The sequence below is a fragment of the Guopingia tenuis genome (assembly GCF_014384805.1).
GTDB classification, from domain to species: domain Bacteria; phylum Bacillota; class Clostridia; order Christensenellales; family Christensenellaceae; genus Guopingia; species Guopingia tenuis.
In genome coordinates this window covers 1051840-1068536 of record NZ_JACRSS010000001.1, presented here as the reverse complement: position 1 = coordinate 1068536, position 16697 = coordinate 1051840, and the positions used below count along the sequence as shown (strand labels likewise).

General features: G+C 50.0%; 14 protein-coding genes. 13 read left to right on the top strand and 1 reads right to left on the bottom strand.

The genetic code is table 11. The annotated features are described in order from the left end of the window. Positions 1–10: 10 nt before the first annotated feature. Complete coding sequence (gene rbsK / locus H8693_RS05110) at positions 11–928, bottom strand: ribokinase (RefSeq protein WP_249280065.1); 918 nt, start codon at positions 926–928, stop codon at positions 11–13. 712 nt (positions 929–1640) lie between these two features. On the opposite strand from rbsK, the gene H8693_RS05105 reads away from it, so the two are divergent. From H8693_RS05105 to H8693_RS05045, 13 genes are all read left to right on the top strand, one after another. Continuing rightward, the gene (locus tag H8693_RS05105; RefSeq protein ID WP_249280064.1) at positions 1641–2753 is read left to right on the top strand and encodes a substrate-binding domain-containing protein; all 1113 of its coding nucleotides are present in this window, start codon (positions 1641–1643) and stop codon (positions 2751–2753) included. 371 nt (positions 2754–3124) lie between these two features. After that, positions 3125–4645, top strand: coding sequence for a sugar ABC transporter ATP-binding protein (locus tag H8693_RS05100; protein WP_283243741.1), 1521 nt, complete (start codon positions 3125–3127; stop codon positions 4643–4645). A gap of 100 nt (positions 4646–4745) precedes the next feature. Continuing rightward, positions 4746–5735 (top strand): ABC transporter permease, encoded by a 990-nt coding sequence (locus tag H8693_RS05095; RefSeq protein ID WP_249280062.1) that lies wholly within the window; start codon positions 4746–4748, stop codon positions 5733–5735. Positions 5736–5817: 82 nt separating this feature from the next. Continuing rightward, positions 5818–6237 carry a D-ribose pyranase gene (rbsD, locus tag H8693_RS05090; RefSeq protein ID WP_249280061.1) on the top strand — a complete coding sequence of 140 codons (420 nt, stop codon included), beginning with the start codon at positions 5818–5820 and terminating at the stop codon, positions 6235–6237. Positions 6238–6326: 89 nt separating this feature from the next. After that, positions 6327–7328, top strand: coding sequence for an ABC transporter permease (locus H8693_RS05085; RefSeq protein ID WP_249280060.1), 1002 nt, complete (start codon positions 6327–6329; stop codon positions 7326–7328). 1063 nt (positions 7329–8391) lie between these two features. Beyond that, positions 8392–9474 carry a 6-phosphofructokinase gene (locus H8693_RS05080; RefSeq protein ID WP_249280059.1) on the top strand — a complete coding sequence of 361 codons (1083 nt, stop codon included), beginning with the start codon at positions 8392–8394 and terminating at the stop codon, positions 9472–9474. A gap of 23 nt (positions 9475–9497) precedes the next feature. Continuing rightward, complete coding sequence (locus H8693_RS05075; RefSeq protein WP_249280058.1) at positions 9498–10370, top strand: DUF2156 domain-containing protein; 873 nt, start codon at positions 9498–9500, stop codon at positions 10368–10370. A gap of 398 nt (positions 10371–10768) precedes the next feature. Further along, positions 10769–11296 (top strand): stage II sporulation protein R, encoded by a 528-nt coding sequence (spoIIR, locus tag H8693_RS05070; RefSeq protein ID WP_249280057.1) that lies wholly within the window; start codon positions 10769–10771, stop codon positions 11294–11296. After that, on the top strand, positions 11238–11978 hold the full coding sequence (sleB, locus tag H8693_RS05065; RefSeq protein ID WP_249280056.1) for a spore cortex-lytic enzyme: 741 nt from the start codon (positions 11238–11240) through the stop codon (positions 11976–11978). Before spoIIR ends, sleB begins: the two co-directional genes overlap by 59 nt. A gap of 11 nt (positions 11979–11989) precedes the next feature. Then, positions 11990–13315, top strand: coding sequence for a PepSY1/2 domain-containing protein (locus H8693_RS05060; protein ID WP_249280055.1), 1326 nt, complete (start codon positions 11990–11992; stop codon positions 13313–13315). 211 nt (positions 13316–13526) lie between these two features. Then, entirely contained in the window at positions 13527–13934 is a 408-nt protein-coding gene (locus H8693_RS05055; protein WP_249280054.1) for a DUF1934 domain-containing protein, read from the top strand. A gap of 43 nt (positions 13935–13977) precedes the next feature. Further along, positions 13978–14637: an MBL fold metallo-hydrolase gene (locus tag H8693_RS05050; protein WP_249280053.1), complete on the top strand. Its 660-nt coding sequence runs from the start codon at positions 13978–13980 to the stop codon at positions 14635–14637. A 55-nt stretch (positions 14638–14692) separates the two neighbouring features. Continuing rightward, positions 14693–16306, top strand: coding sequence for a CTP synthase (locus tag H8693_RS05045; RefSeq protein ID WP_249280052.1), 1614 nt, complete (start codon positions 14693–14695; stop codon positions 16304–16306). Positions 16307–16697: the final 391 nt, after the last annotated feature.

Here is a 16697-nt window from a genome sequence, read left to right as displayed (position 1 = left end):
GAAAGAAGGTTTAATGCGCGGCCAGGAAGGCTTCCACGTCCTCGATCCGGGGCATGGCGGGAGCCGTTCCGATCTTGGTGACCGAAAGCCCGGCGACGGCGCTGGCAAAGCGGGCGGCTTCTTTCAGGGACATTCCCGTGGCGATGGCATGGGCAAAACCGCCGTTGAAGGCGTCGCCGGCGCCCGTGGTATCCACGACGTTATCCAGCTTGAAGGAGGGGACAAATTCATATTTTTCCGGCCCCTCAAACAGCAGGCAGCCCCGCTTGCCCATGGTGATGATTACGGTCTTGACACCCATGGCCTGGATGGCGGCGGCGGCCTTCAGGGCCGAATCGTCGTCTACAACCGGAATCCCGGAGAGGTAACCCGCTTCGGTTTCGTTGGGGGTTACATAGGCGATGTCCTTCAGGATCTCCTTGGGGAATTCCTGATAGGGGGCGGTGTTCAGGATGACAGGAACGCCATGTTTCTTGGCGATCTCTACCGTGGTGACAACGGCTTCCACGCTGGTTTCCAGCTGGGTCAGGACGATATCCGATTTGCTGATGGCGTCTTCGGCTTTATAGATGTCCTCCCGGGAGAGCTTCCCGCAGGCGCCCAGGGCCACGACGATCATATTCTCACTGGACTGCTCCACGATGATGAGAGCAGCCCCCGTGGCTTCTTCGGGATCAATGGGCGTATAATCAATGTTGATGTTTTCTGCAAGGAAAGTGCGTTTGGCCATCTCGCCAAAATCATCCTTCCCCAGCTTGGTTACCATATTCACCGGGGATCCGCAGCGGGCAGCAGCCACGGCCTGGTTTCCGCCCTTGCCGCCCGGGCCCATGCGGAACGGACCACCCAGAACGGTTTCGCCGGCCACCGGCATATGCGGCGTGCGGCTCATCAGGTCAACGACAAAACTTCCGACAACTGTAATCATTCATTTCACATCCTATTCTTTAAGATTCATAGTGCCTGTATGCAAAAACAGGAAAATCTCCTGTTTGCGCCGGAATGAAAAAAAGAGAGCCTCATAGAGCTTGAAAAAAGGAAAGATAGTATTTATACTATAGTAGTATTTTAGCAGAGATTTGGCATATAGTAAACCAAAATCCGATACAATTTCTATAAAGAGATAATTTTTTATCCGCGGGCTGTTTTTCGGGAAAAATTGCATGGCAAAGGGGAAAATATACAGTTCGATGTGTAATTGTAAATTTTGTTGCACCAAATTATAAATAAAAAAAGAACACAAGGGGTTGACATTTAAAAGATTCGTGGTATTATAATATTATTCTAAAACGAATTCTTAACACCTGGTGAATGGTGTTACATATACAAGTTTATTTCAATCATATTCTTCGCCAAACATAACCCATGACCACAACGCTGAAAAAGAAAGGCGCGTTGCGTATGCTCCTTTGAGCCTGGTCTGGCGGCGAAATCAGGAATCAGACAACTGCATATCGAAATTGTTGCTAGTAAGCGGTTTTAGCACGGCCGCTTATGAGCGGTGAAGAAGTTGTTTCGATGTCTCCTTTTTCGTGCAAAAGTAAGATGCGTACAAGTATTGGCCTTTTGCAGGGAAGAGAGGGCGGAGAGGCGGCGGATTCCCGTGATAAAATAGTCAAAATAAAAATGGAGGTATTTTTATGAAAAAGACATTAGCACTTGTGCTGGCGCTGCTGCTGGTTGTAGTAGCGATCGTTGGTTGCACTGGCGCACCGGCGGAAGAATCTGCTTCTGCGTCCGCTTCGGCGAGTGAACCCGCTGGTTCCGACAACCAGGGTGGTTCTGACGCTGAACTGCCCCTCGATGTAGTGGTGCAGGTTAAGGCTACCGAGTCTGACTTCTGGCAGTACATGATCGTTGGTGCTGAGCAGTATGCGAAAGACTATCCGGACAGAGTAAAGGTCACCATCCAGGGCCCCACAAAGGAACTGGACTATGACAAGGCCGTTTCTCTGCTGGAACAGGTTGTTGCCAACAAGCCCGATGCCATCGTTCTGGCTTCTTCCAGCTCCGACGCTACGGTTCCCGCCGTTGAAGACGCTATGGATCAGGGTATCCCGGTAGTTCTGGCTGACAACATGCTGAACACTGAAAAGTACACTGCTTTCCTGGCTACCGACAACATCGCTGGCGGCGCTCTGGCTGCTGACGCTCTGGTTGAAGGTATGGAAGCGAAGGGCAAGACCTCTGGTAAGGTTCTGGTTGTTTCCTCTTCTGCTGGTTCTCTCGTAATGGAAGCCAGAATCAAGGGCTTCACCGAGCAGATGAAGAACAAGTATACGCAGTATGAAATGTATCCGGAAATCCTGTATTGTGAAAACGACGTAGCGAAGGCTCTGGACGTTTGCGCTCAGACTTTCTCCGCTAACAAAGACATCGTTGGCGTATTCGGCGGCAACAACATGTCCGGTAACGGCGCTTCCAGATACATCGCTCAGGAAAAGCTGGCTGACGAAGTAACCTGCGTTTGCTACGACTCTGACCCGGAAGAAATCAAGAACCTGCGCAATGGCGACCTGTATGCTATGATCATTCAGGACCCCGCTGGCTTCGGCTACAAGGGCGTTGACATGGCTTACAAAGTAGTTGCTGAGGGCTATGATGTAGAAGCGAACTTCCCCGACAAGTACATTGATACTGGCTGCACGAAGATCACTGCTGAGAACATCGATGCTCCTGAACTCCAGGCTCTGATCGATCCCACCCTGCTGAAAGACGGCAAAGCTACAAGAGAATGGCCTACCTACTTCTAAGCTTTAGATAGTAAATAGGATCAAATCTCCTGATACAAGCAGGAAAAAGTACCGGGAGCGCAAGCTCCCGGTATATTTTTAAAAAAAGGCAATTCTGAAAACATAGTTTTATTGCAATTGATGACAGAAAGCCAATCCAGGATTGGCAATGATTTTGTTCATGGGGGAGGGTTCTCCTCCAAAGTGGATTTTAAACTATCTGTTTATTAAGCAAAAAGTTGTATGCACAACGTTTTCGTTGTGATTTCGGTGGATTACGAATTTTATATTCTATGATTTACTGATAAATGGCTCTTTAGCGCGGCTAAAGAATATGCGGTATTGCTTTTCAATACGGCATAAAAATTGGTGTAGCGAAAGGAATTTATATAATGGGAATCGAATCTAATCCAATTATTAGACTGAATAACATCGTTAAAGAATTCCCTGGTGTCAGAGCGTTAAAAGGCGTTACGTTTGACGTACGGCCTGGAGAGATCCACGCTCTGGTGGGTGAAAACGGCGCTGGTAAATCTACACTGATCAAGTGCATGATGGGCGTTCATGAACCGACATCGGGCGAGATTTATTTAAACGGCGTTCAGCAGCGGGTAAAAGATCCGCAACAGGCGAGAGAATTGGGCCTTGGCGCTGTATATCAGGACGTTAACCTGGCGCAGTCTCTGACGGTTGGTGAAAACTTCTTCATCGGGAATCTGCCCAAGACCAAATGGGGAACTGTAAACTGGAAATATATTTACAAAGAAGCCCAGAAAACGCTGGATGAACTGAAAATCAATGTTGATGCAAAAGATACGGTAAGACATCTGACCATTGGCCAGCAGGAAATGGTTTGTATCGCAAGAACCGTACATGAAAAAGCGAAGGTTATCATCTTTGACGAACCTACGGCTCTTCTGGCCAACGAAGAAGTTGGCATCCTGTTTGATCTGATTCATCGGATCAAGGATATGGGCGTTGGTATCATTTATATTTCTCACCGCCTGGAAGAAATCTTCCAGATCTGCGACCGTGTTACGGTTCTGAAGGACGGTGCTTATGTAGAAACGCTGAATGTCAAAGATACGAACCAAGATGACCTGGTGAAGCTCATGGTTGGCCGTGACCTGACCAACATGTATGATATTGAGCATTTCCCCAAGGGCGAATGCGCGCTGAAGGTTGAAAATCTCACGAGCAAGGGTGTTTTTGAAAACATCAGCTTTGAGGCATATAAGGGCCAGATCCTCGGCATGTTCGGTCTGGTCGGCGCGGGCCGCACGGAAATCTGCAAGGCCATCTTTGGCGCAGATAAGTTTGATTCCGGTAAAGTATTCATCAACGGCAAAGAGGAACACATCAAGAATCCTCGTTCCGCTATGAAGAAGGGCGTTGCGCTTCTGCCGGAAGACAGAAAGAAAGAGGGTCTTTGCCTGGGATTGTCTGTTGACTTCAACACCAACATGGCTTCTTATGACCTGATTTCCAAGTGCTGCTGGATCAACCTGAAAAAAGAGCACGAGAGAACCCGTCACTATATCAAAGAGATGGAAACCAAAACTCCTTCTATCAAACAGCTTTGCAAAAACCTGTCCGGTGGTAACCAGCAGAAGGTCGTTATTGGTAAGTGGCTGTGCCGTGATGCGGACGTCATGATCTTTGACGAACCGACCGTCGGTGTTGACGTTGGTGCAAAAGCGGAAATTTATAAGCTGATTGAGCAGCTGACGCGGCAGGGCAAGTGCATTATCCTGATCTCGTCGTACCTGCCGGAAATCATGGGTTTGGCGGACGAAATGATGGTTATTTCCGAAGGCAAGCTGATGGGAACGCTGGATCGCAGCGAATTCATGAAGGATGGCAAGCTGGATGAGGAACGTGCTCTCCGGTTGGCATCCGGTATTTCCGAATAAGGCTCAACCATCGGTTATATGGCGAGCAGCCGTATAATTTGCAACTTTTAATTACTTGCCGAATGGAAGTTTTTTCGGCAAATACAGGAGGATATATTTCATGAGTGAAGAGAAATCCAAAACGACTGGCAAGTCGTTGACATCGAAACTCTTTTCCGGGGTCGGCCCCATTCTGTTGATTTTGATAGCACTGTTCGTAGTGTTCTCTGTGATCCGGGGCGATGTATTCCTGTCCGGTGATAATATTCAGGATTTGCTGCTGTCGACGGCAGTAAACGGCATCACCGCTCTGGGCATGACCTGCTGCATCATCTGCGGCGGCGTTGACCTGGCTGCCGGTTCCACCATTGGTATGGCGGCTATGGTAGTCTCCTATTTCACTTCCGGCCAGATCGCCGAGGGTGGATTGGTTCCCGTTTTCGTCGCTATGCTCATCGCGGTAGTTGTTGGCGCTTTGATCGGTTTCATCAACGGAATCTTGATCAATGACGGCGGACTTCCCCCGTTCATCGCGACCATCGGTATGCAGATCATCATTCGTCAGTCCATCAACCTGATCTTTGAGGCAAGAATTATTGCTCAGCTCCCCACGGAGTTCACGGATATTGCTCTGAATACTGTTTTCGGTATTCCGGTAATGGCTTTTGTATGGTTTGTCCTGGCTATTATCACATGGCTGATGATTAAATTCACTCCCTTCGGCAGAAACATTTTCGCCGTAGGCAGCAACGCAGAAACGGCCCGCCTGAGCGGTATCAGCCTGCGTGCGACAAGATGCGGCGCCTGGATGTATTCCGGCGTTATGTCCGCGATTGCTGGTATTCTTCTCTGCGCAAGACTTGGTAATGGTATTCCCTCCACTGGTTCTGAAAACTATGAGTTCATGGCAATCGCCTCCTCGGTTGTTGGCGGCGCCAGCATGAGCGGTGGTGAAGGATCGGTTATCGGAACATTTATCGGTGCCATCATTCTGCAGACGATCCGGAACGGCGGTATCATCATCGGAATGAACGCACATCTTCTGGAAATGATCGTTGGTGCCATCATTATCATTGCTGTTTTGTTTGATAAGAACAGCGGTAGCAACTAAGGCTGCTGCTTGCCATGAAGTGACACTATCTACAAGGATGGGAGGATTGCATGGGGTGAAAGTCCCCGTGTGAAAGCATATTATGTTAAAAGGCGGAATTTTGAACGGCCAGCTGCTGAGAGTACTCGGTGAAACCGGCCACAAGGATTTGCTTTTGGTCAGCGATGCGGGCATGCCGTTGCCCAAGGATGTGGAGCGTGTGGATCTTTCCCTGGTTCCGGGCATCCCGGCGTATACGGATGTTTTACAGGCCGTTGTCGATGATATCATGGTGGAAAAAGCATTTTTGGCGGAAGAAGTGAAAACTATCAGCCCCAAAATGCATGCAAAAATCCTGGAGATTTTGAAGCCTACGGGATGCGAGATCGAATATGTTCCCCATGTGGAGCTGAAGCAGATCATGCAGACGACAAGAGCTTGTATTCGTTCCGGCGAGTTTACAGGATATGCAAATGTAATTCTTCAGGCGGGCGTTTCTTACGGCGGAGATGCGGAGCGGTAATCCTCTCGCATGAGCGGCCGCAAAGAGCCATCTGTAGAATTACCCCAAGTAGATGGTCATTTTTGGATAACTATTAGGAGGAAAAATTCATGAGTGAAAATAAATCTCAGACCGGATTCGCGGTCAAAGCGAAGAGATTTTTCTCGGGTATCGGCCTTATTTTGCTGATACTGATCGCTTTATTCGTAATATTCTCTGTTACATCTGACAGCTTCATGACGTCTAGCGGCATGTATAACCTGGCCAGAGCGACAGCAATCAACGGTATCTGCGCTTTGGGTATGACCTGCGCTATCATCGTTGGCGGTATTGACCTTTCCATCGGCTCTGTAGCCGGTCTGAGCTCGGTTATCATTGCTTACATGACCAGCACCCAGTTCTGGGAAACCCCCATTCTCGCCAGCGAGATGTGGTGGATTGCAGCGTTGATCGCTATCGTGATGGGCGCGGCCAATGGTTTGCTGATTGGCTGGCTGGTGAACGACGGAAACCTTCCGCCCTTCATCGCATCGGTTGGTATGCAGATCGTTCTGCGTTCTGCTACGCAGCTGCTCTGCCGTGCTTCCAACCTGAGCCATATTTCCCAGGCTTATAAAGATTTCTTCTCCAAGGATAGCGATATCTTTGGGATCCCGCTGATGGCGATTGTCTGGGTTGTGATTATCGTTATCACCTATATCATTCTACGCCATACCCGCTTTGGCCGTAACATTTACGCCGTGGGCAGCAACGCTGAAACCGCTCGTCTGAATGGTATCAGCCTGCGCAGAACAAGATGCGGAACCTGGATGTATTCCGGTATCCTGGCTGCAATCGCCGGTATCCTGCTGGGCGCCAGAATTGGCAGCGGCAGCCCGACGGCTGGTAAAGGTTTTGAAACAGACGCTATTGCTGCTTCCGTTATCGGCGGCGCCAGCATGAGCGGTGGTGAAGGTAGTGTTCTCGGTACGGTAATCGGTTCGATTATCATCCAGACCATTCGGAATGGTGGTAACGCACTGGCCTGGAACAGCTTCCTTCTGGAAATCATCGTTGGTGTTCTGATTATTGCCTGCGTATTGTTGGATACGATCAATAAGAAGAATAGCTAAGAGATTGACCTAAGTATTAAAATAAAAAAGCCGTTTCCTATGGGAAAACGGCTTTTTTATTTGCTGAAATTTTCCTTGGACTAAGGACGTGTGCAGCGCAGAAAAATACAGGGACGCTATGAACGAAGGATAACGAGAAACATGGAGAAAGAAGAGCAGGTGAATAGTTAGAATTCAAGGCCGTTATGTGTATGTGGGAGAAAGCCTCTTGCTATATAATGGAGAAGCTGATGGAAGAAATAGCAAGGATATGCGATAAAACAGAAAAGGTATTTGCCATAATACAAAAAGAACATGTCCGTTAAAATTTGATTATAAAGTAAGCCGGAGAAAGAGGAAACGTCCCATTGGTATTTTTAAATGGATCATTGCGGGAAAGGCAGACTGTTTTTTTATGAAAAAGACGGATACCATCCGCAATGCCGCAGAAAGGCCGGGCAGATACTAAAGGAACAACATGGAATGGAAGCCTGTGAATAAGATTTCATGTGAGGAAAATTAAAAAGGAGGCAAATATTTTTGCCTCCTTTCGCTGCTTATTTTGTTTTTTTCTTGCTGCAACACAATTCTTTTATTCTATATTTTGCATTGCAACAATCGTCTATATAATTCTGCCGGGCATAAACCATTGGGGCAATCCCCCTATAATTCACTTTTATCCGGCCGAAGTAAACATCCATTCCCACCGCTGGACATTTTTTAAGGAAATCCTGCACTCTCCCGTGCCTTTCCGGATCTTCCTTATGGAAGGGGAATCCAAACTCGACTTTGCTCTGTTCATTGATTCGACTTCCGCGCCCCTGTTTACGGTAAATATCTATTTAATCTTCTTTTTTATCTCCCAAGAGCAAATACCGGATAGAAAAGCATTTCTGGATCTCTGGCTTACGCCCGTGAAAAAATGAGATTATACTGTCCACTGGTATCACTCCTTTTGGTTATTGTCTTATTATATATATTCGACGTGCGCAGGGAAAATCCTTTCTTGAAAGAAAAAAACTGCAAAAAACTTGGAAATAGTGGTATATTATATAATAGGAAGATATAGGGAGGAAAGGCATTTATGGCAAAAAAACGGATTGGAATTTTGACCAGCGGCGGGGATTGTCCCGGATTGAACGCGGCGATCCGCGGCGTGGCAAAAGCGGCATATGAGAAGATCCCGGATGTGGAAATCATCGGCATCGTAGATGGCTATTCCGGGCTGATCCACGGGGAATCCCGGGTGATGAAGCAGTCGGATTTTTCGGGCATTCTGACCTTGGGAGGGACGATTCTGGGGACCTCTCGGCAGCCCTTCAAGACCATCCGCGTCATCGGGGAGGATTCACTGGATAAAGTGGCCAACATGAAGGCAAATTATAAAAAAATGGGGCTGGACTGTCTGCTCACGCTGGGCGGCAACGGAACGCACAAGACGGCCAACCTGCTCTCGGAAGAGGGGTTGAATGTCATTGGTTTGCCCAAAACCATTGACAATGATCTATGGGGAACCGAGGTGACGTTTGGGTTCCATACGGCCGTGGAGATTGCCACGGATGTGATTGACCGCATCCACACGACGGCCGCCAGCCATGGACGGGTTATGGTAGTAGAGCTGATGGGGCACAAGGCAGGATGGCTGACGCTGTATGCGGGCATCGCCGGCGGCGCGGACATCATCATTTTGCCGGAGATCCCCTTTGATATGGAGGCAGTGGTCAATGCCGTCGCCAGACGGGCGAAAAATGGAAAGCTATTTTCCATTGTGGCCGTCGCGGAAGGAGCTTTGGATACTGAAGAGGCCAAGCTGAAGAAAAAGCAGCGGGCCGCCCAGCGCGCGGAGCGGGGCGAAAAAACGGCTTCTGAGCGCATTGCCCGGGCCATTGAGGCGGCAACGGGGATGGAAACCCGGACGGTTATTCCGGGACATGTGCAGCGGGGCGGGAGCCCGTGCGCCTATGACCGGGTGCTTTCCACCCAGTTTGGCGTATATGCCGCCAACCTGATTGCCAACGATGTCTATGGCGTTTCGGTGGCGATGGCAAACCATGAAGTGACCCATAACCCCTTGAGCGAAATCGCCGGAAAGACCAAATTCGTGACGCCGGACTGTCAGATGGTTCGTGTGGCGCAGAACATGGGCATCAGCTTTGGCAGCAAATAACAAAGGAGAAGAGAGCCGATATTATGCTAGCAATCAAAGAAATCACGCTGGATTTGCGGCCGCGTTATAGGGAGCTTACTCAGGGAAACGAGGTTTCCTATTATAGTTTCACAAATCTTTTCATGTCCCGGGAATGCACCTATTACCGCTATGTGGAGATAGAAGGTGGGATTTGTGTTCTCTGTCTGCCGCCGCATAAGGGGCCGATGTGTATGTTTCCCCTGGGGGTGGACAACCTGGGGAAAGCCTTTGAAGCTCTCCGGGCGGAGTTTCCCGGGCTGGAATGCATCCCCATGACCTGGGCGATGACCGAACGAGTGGAAAAAGAATGTCCCGGGTTGATGGAATTCAGCGAGGTGCGGGACAGCTTCGACTATGTCTATGAGACGGAGAAAATGATTCGTCTGCAAGGCAAGCCCTATCATTCCAAGCGCAATTTTATCAGCCGCTTTGTCTCCCGCTATGACTACGAGTATATCCCGTTGGATCAAAGCAACGTGGAGATCTGTCTGCCCATGATGGAGCAGTGGTTCGCCGAGCACCCGGGGTATATTTCCCCCATGTTCAACGAGCGGCAGGCCATGATGGAGCTGATCCATAATTTTGACCGGCTGGAGCTGAAGGGGGCGGCTATTCGGGTAGAAGGTGCCGTGCGGGCCTTTTCCTTTGGAGAGTATTTGCAGCCCAAGATGGCGCATATCCTTATCGAAAAGGCGGACACCACGTATCCAGGGCTATATCCCATGATCAACCGGGAGTTTTTGGAGCATGCCTGGGCGGATACAGAGTTTGTCAACCGGGAGGAGGATATGGGCCTGGAGGGCCTTCGAAAGGCAAAGCTTTCGTACCACCCGGATCATATGAACGAAATTTTTGTTGGGAAATTTATGAATTAGACAAGGGGCTGCCCTGTTTCTAAGAAGGGGGCGTTCTCCTGTATGCAGTGATGGATATGATTCACTGTTGCATGCAAACCGGCTTTTGCAGCGTGGAATGACGAGATTTTTATGAAAAGTAACACAGAAAAGGCACCCGAAGGGTGTCTTTTTTGTGGGAGCCTGCGGGCTCCGGGAAGAAGGCCAAAGTGCCATATCAATCGAAAGCGGAGGTTTCCGAATGGGCGAATGGCGGATGGAAAAGCAGAGACAGATTTGGGGGACGCCGGGGAGCGGCGTTTTTTTGATGGATAAAAGAGGGGATATGAAAACAAAATTTCCAGAAACAGGGGATAGAGGGATTAAAACCCCAAAAATATGAGCATACTAGTTGCAACAGAAAAAGGGCAGGTGAAACCATGAAAAAAGTTGCATTGACGATACTCATATTTCTTCTTTGCCTGGGGCAGTGCGGATGCGCCCCCTCGCCCTTCCGGCTGCATATTCTGGCCAACAGTGATTCGGCGGAGGATCAGGCCGTGAAGCTCAAGGTACGGGATGCAATTCTGGAGCTTACGGAGGAGGGCGTCCTTCAATGCCATAATAAGGAGGATGCAAAAGATTATATGCAGGCACATCTGGAGGAAATTGTTGCCCGGGCAGACGAGGTTTTGCAGGAGGAAAATTTCCCCTACCGGGCCACGGCGGAGATTGGACGCTTTGATTTTCCGGACAAGACCTATGGCGATGTGACCTATCCCGCGGGAGAATACGACGCTTTGCGCATCAAGCTGGGAGCGGCGGAAGGACAGAACTGGTGGTGTGTAATGTTTCCGCCCCTGTGCCTGGTGAATATGGAGGACACGGCAGATAGCCAGGAAGTGGAATATGATTCCGTCATTCTGGAATGGCTGCGCGGCCTGTTCGGCGGCGGAAACCAAGGATAAAAGCCTTTGGAAAGGAGTCACGATGGAACAAAGGAAAAAACGGACAAAATATTTGGTCATGGCGGCGATTCTGCTGCTGTGCAGCATTGCGGCCTCTGTCGCATTTGCCAAATATGGCCTCTCCACGGAGGAGATCAAGACCATTCAGCGCAAGCTGAAAAACTGGGGCTATTACTCGGGCGAGGTGGACGGTATTTATGGCTCGGCCACGACCAACGCAGTCAAATACTTCCAGCGCACCAACGGGCTGGATGTGGACGGCATTGTGGGCAGCAAAACGGCAGAAAAGCTGGGGATGCAGCTGGGCAAGGATAAAGACTCAGCCACATCCCAACCGGACGTATATCTGCTGGCGCGGGTTGTCTATGGCGAGGCGCGGGGAGAACCGTATCGCGGAAAGGTGGCCGTGGCGGCGGTGGTACTCAACCGGATGAAGAGCCCGGATTTCCCCAACACGATGGCGGGCGTGGTCTATCAGAAGGACGCGTTTTCGATTGTGGACGATGGGCAGATCAATCTGACCCCGGATGAAGAGGCGCTGCGGGCTGCTCGGGATGCGCTGAACGGCGTAGACCCCACGGGTGGCTGCACATTCTACTATAATCCGGACAAAACCAACAATAAATATATGCTTTCCAAACCCGTGGTTACGGTGATCGGCAACCACAGGTTCTGCAAGTGAGGCGATAGACAATGGAAAACCGATATCGAAAAATATGGATGATCGTGACTCTCTGTATCCTGAGCGTGGCGGTGGTCGGACTGATCCTCTATGCGGTCTTTGCAGATCGGCAGATCAACGACTATAAAAACGAAATTTTGGCAAAAGCCAACGGCGCTTTTGAAGAGATAGTGGATGAAGTGAGCGGACTAGGGACCAAGCTCCTAAAGGTTTCGGTGAGCAACGATGCCGAGAATACCCAGAAGCTGCTCATGGATCTTTGGCGGGAGGCTGGGACGGCCGAGGCCAGCCTCGCAGGACTTCCCCTCTCCGAGGAGACGCGGGCCAAGCTGACTGCTTATTTCAACACCACGGGGGATTATGCAAAACAGCTTTCAGAATCCCTTTTGGCGGGGAATCCCCTGGAGGAAAAGGACAAGGAACAGCTGGCAGCCATCAAGGAAACTTGCAGACAGATTGAAGAACAGCTGATGGACGCCTGGAACAAGGGCTATATGGCGGAGGTGAATCTGGATGCATTCATCCCCGAAGGAGCGGAGGCCCAGCTGGTGGATTTTGTGAGCCAGGAATATCCCCGCCTGATTTACGACGGCCCTTTCTCGGAGAGCACCATGAACAAAGAGCCGGTGGGCGTGCCGATTCATAAGATCACAGAGCAGGAAGGGCTCAAAGCCGCCCAGGCGTTTTCCGGCATGGAGGCTCTGGAGCCGGGCAGTCATTCGGATGGGCAGCTGCCTTTCTACCAATATGTTGGAAAAATAGAGGACCGAGATGTGGAAGTTTCGGTGACCAAGCAGGGCGGCCGGATTCTCTATTACTTTGTTTCCACCAATGCAGACGGCCTGACCATTCTCCCCACCCAAGCGCGGGAAAAGGAAGTGCGCGCCGCGGCGCAGGCGTTTTTGCAGGCCAAAGGGTATCCTGCCTGCCAGGAGAGCTATATTCAATATTATAACGGATGCGCTCTTATCAACATGGTTCCCCTTCAGGGAGAAACAAAACTCTATCCCGATCTCATCAAAGTCTGGGTGGACATGGAGACGACACAGGTGGTAGGTCTGGATACAAGGGGTTATCTCATGAACCATCAGGAGCGGGAGCTGGCGGAACCCAAGCTGACGTTAGAGGAAGCAAAAGCGAAAATCAACGCTGGCTTGACGGTTACCGGAACGGCCCAGGCCGTCATCCCCACCGAAACAGGCGGGGAGAAGTTCTGTTATGAATTTACCTGCAAGGCCGGCGGGGAGGACTGCATTGTCTATATCGACTGCGAGACAGGCAAAGAAGCGGATATTCTCTCTATTATTCACACGAACAACGGAACCCTGACGGAATAAAAAAACCAGGAAAAGAGCGGGAGAGGCCCGCTCTTTTTTTATGGAAAAATCCGGTTCGCGCAAGAAAGCGGTTGCCCGGACGCCGGGCCTGTGATAGAATAAAAAACATAGGGAAAAAGCGAGAAAGTTGCGGCCGAAAATGAGGAAAATGATTGGATTCGGTATTTTTTTGTGTTATAATAAACCAAGTATGGTTTGAAGGGCGGGAGCAATGAGCGAAGTGTTGTTGCATATTAAAGGAAGCCAGCTGCAGGGCGAGGACAGCGACTCTATCGAGCTGACCACCCAGGGCGAGCTGCAATATGGTGACAATGGCTGCACCCTCGCTTACGAGGAAACCGAAGGCGAGGGGGAGAGCATCCGGACAGAGATTTGCGTGGCGGATCGGGTGGTTACCATGCAAAAGAAGGGCGCAGTGGACGCCCAGTTTATCTTTGAGCTGGGAAAGACTTTCATCACCTCCTATAAGACACCCTTTGGCGATTTGGATGTTTCTCTGCTGCCCACACTGGTAGACGCCAAGGTGGAGCGGGATCAGGGGAAGATCGAGCTGGAATACGTTTTAAACATCGCCGGGGCCGAGATTGTCAACCGTCTGCATCTGAGCTATACATCCTGAGAGGATGTTTCAAATTTAAAAGAATAGAGAAAGGAAAAGGATTATGAAGATTCAATGGATTGCACATTCGTGCTTTAAAGTATATCTGGAGAGCGGAAAGACGCTTTTGTTCGACCCGTTTGACGACAGCATTGGCTATACCCGCGAGGATACGCAGGCAGATGTGGTGCTGGTGAGCCATGGGCACTATGACCACAGCTCTCTGGCCCATATCAAAGAGGGATATCAGCTCATCAACACGCCGGGAACCTTTGAAGTGGATTCCATTAAGATTGAGGGCCTGCCCTGCTATCATGACAAGGAAGAGGGCAAAAAGCGGGGAGAAAACATCATCTTCAAGGTGCAGGCCGAGGGCCTGACGCTGGTGCATCTGGGCGATCTGGGGCATATCCCCAGCGAAGAGCTCTATGAAAAAATTGGGCAGGTGGATATTCTGTTTATCCCCGTGGGCGGTTTTTATACCATTGACGCCCAGGAGGCGCTCACCATCTGCAAGCGCCTGGAGCCCAATATTATTATCCCCATGCACTATAAGACGCTGTTCCTGAACCTGGATATCGCGCCGGTGTATAACTTTACAGACGCGGCGGGGAGCTATTTCGACCGTTCGCGCCTGGGCAGCAATTCCTTTGAGATCACGGCGGCTAACAAAAAGAAACGCTCCCGTATCGTCGTGATGGAAAACAGCTTGGATAACGAGTAGCTGTTCGGTGTTGAATTTTTAAGATGTGCAAATAAATTTTGGAGGAAAATATCGTATGGCTACAAAGTTTATCTTTATCACGGGAGGCGTTGTCTCCTCACTGGGCAAGGGGATCACGGCCGGCTCCCTGGGGCGGCTTTTGAAAAACCGCGGCTATAAAGTCGCGCTGCAGAAATGCGATCCCTATATCAACGTGGACCCCGGGACCATGAGCCCGTTCCAGCATGGCGAGGTGTTCGTCACCGAGGACGGCGCGGAGACTGACCTGGATATCGGGCATTATGAGCGGTTTACAGATGAAAATTCCTCCCGGGACAGCAACGTGACCTCGGGAAAAATTTATAACAGCGTCATCAACAAGGAGCGCCGCGGCGATTATCTGGGCGGGACGGTGCAGGTGATTCCCCATATCACCAACGAGATTAAGGATAAAATTTTCAGCGTTGGAAAGAGCACCAACGCGGATGTAGTCATTACGGAAATCGGCGGCACTGTGGGCGATATTGAGTCCCAGCCGTTTTTGGAAGCCATCCGCCAGATGAAATGGCAGGTGGGGGAAAACAACTGTCTCTATATTCATGTCACCTTTGTGCCTTATCTGCGCAAGGTTGGCGAAATTAAGACAAAGCCCACCCAGCATAGCGTCAAGGAGCTGCGCTCCCTGGGAATTCAGCCGGATATCCTGGTATGCCGCTGCGAAAAATATCTGAGCAAAGATATCAAAGAAAAGCTGGCGCTGTTCTGCAATGTGAAGCAGGATTGCGTCATCAACAACCCGGACTGCAACAGCATTTATGAGGTGCCGTTGGTGCTTCATGACGAACGCTTTGATGAGATGGTCTGCAAAAAGCTGGGTCTTGAGGAGCGGGAATGCGACCTCTCTGCATGGCGCAGCCTGGTGGAACGGCAGATCGCCCTGAAGGACAAGCCCAAGGTCAAGATCGCCATTGTGGGAAAATATGTGGAGCTGCATGATGCCTATCTGAGCATTGTGGAGGCCCTGAACCATGCGGGGATTTATAACGGCCTGAATGTGGATATCAAATGGATCAGCGCAGTGGATCTGGAGGAAAAGGGCAAGGCAGAGGAGCTGTTGGCGGATGTGCAGGGGATCATCGTTCCCGGCGGCTTTGGCGAACGGGGCATTGAAGGAAAGATTATTGCTGCTCAATATGCCCGGGAGCATCGGATTCCGTATCTGGGCATCTGCCTGGGAATGCAGATTGCGGTGGTGGAGTTTGCCCGCAATGTGCTGGGCCTGAAGGACGCCAATTCCACCGAGCATGTTCCCAACACCAAAAATCCGGTGATCGATTTCATGCCGGATCAGAAGAACATTGAACGCATGGGCGGAACCATGCGCCTTGGGAAATACGACTGCGAGCTGAAGGAAGGGACAAAGGCTGCCGACGCCTATGGCCAGCTGCTGATTTCTGAACGGCACCGTCACCGCTATGAATTCAACAACGAATACATGGAGCGCCTGGAAGAGGCGGGCATGCGGATTGCCGGTGTGAACCCGGCCAGCGGTCTGGTGGAGATTGTGGAGCTGGCGGATCATCCCTGGTATGTGGGATGTCAGTTCCATCCGGAATTTAAGTCCCGGCCGGATCGGCCTCAGCCTCTATTCCGCGAATTTGTAGCGGCGGCTGGAAAGACCGAAGAATAAAAAAGAAAGATAAAGCGCGGGCGAAACAAGCCCGCGTTTTTTATTTGTGAAATATGAAGAAAATGCAAATATTTGCCCGGAAATGCGCTGGATTTCTGGTTTTTTCTTGACAAAAATTTTTTTCTGATAGATAATCATATTATATAGATAGTATATGTTTTCCTATCGCAAAAAAATAGTAAAAAATAGGATTCAATCTATAAATTTTCGTTTATAATACATATATCATCTGACAGGGCCTATTACGTTGCACTGAACGATATCTTTCTTTTTCGTGTAATTCTTATTTTGAAAGCTCTTTTGATTTATATACGGTTGTTTTGCACCGGCGCTCCGAGAGGGAATGCCGTTTCGTTGCGTATTTGCTCACTAAGAAGGAAAAAGAAGGGTT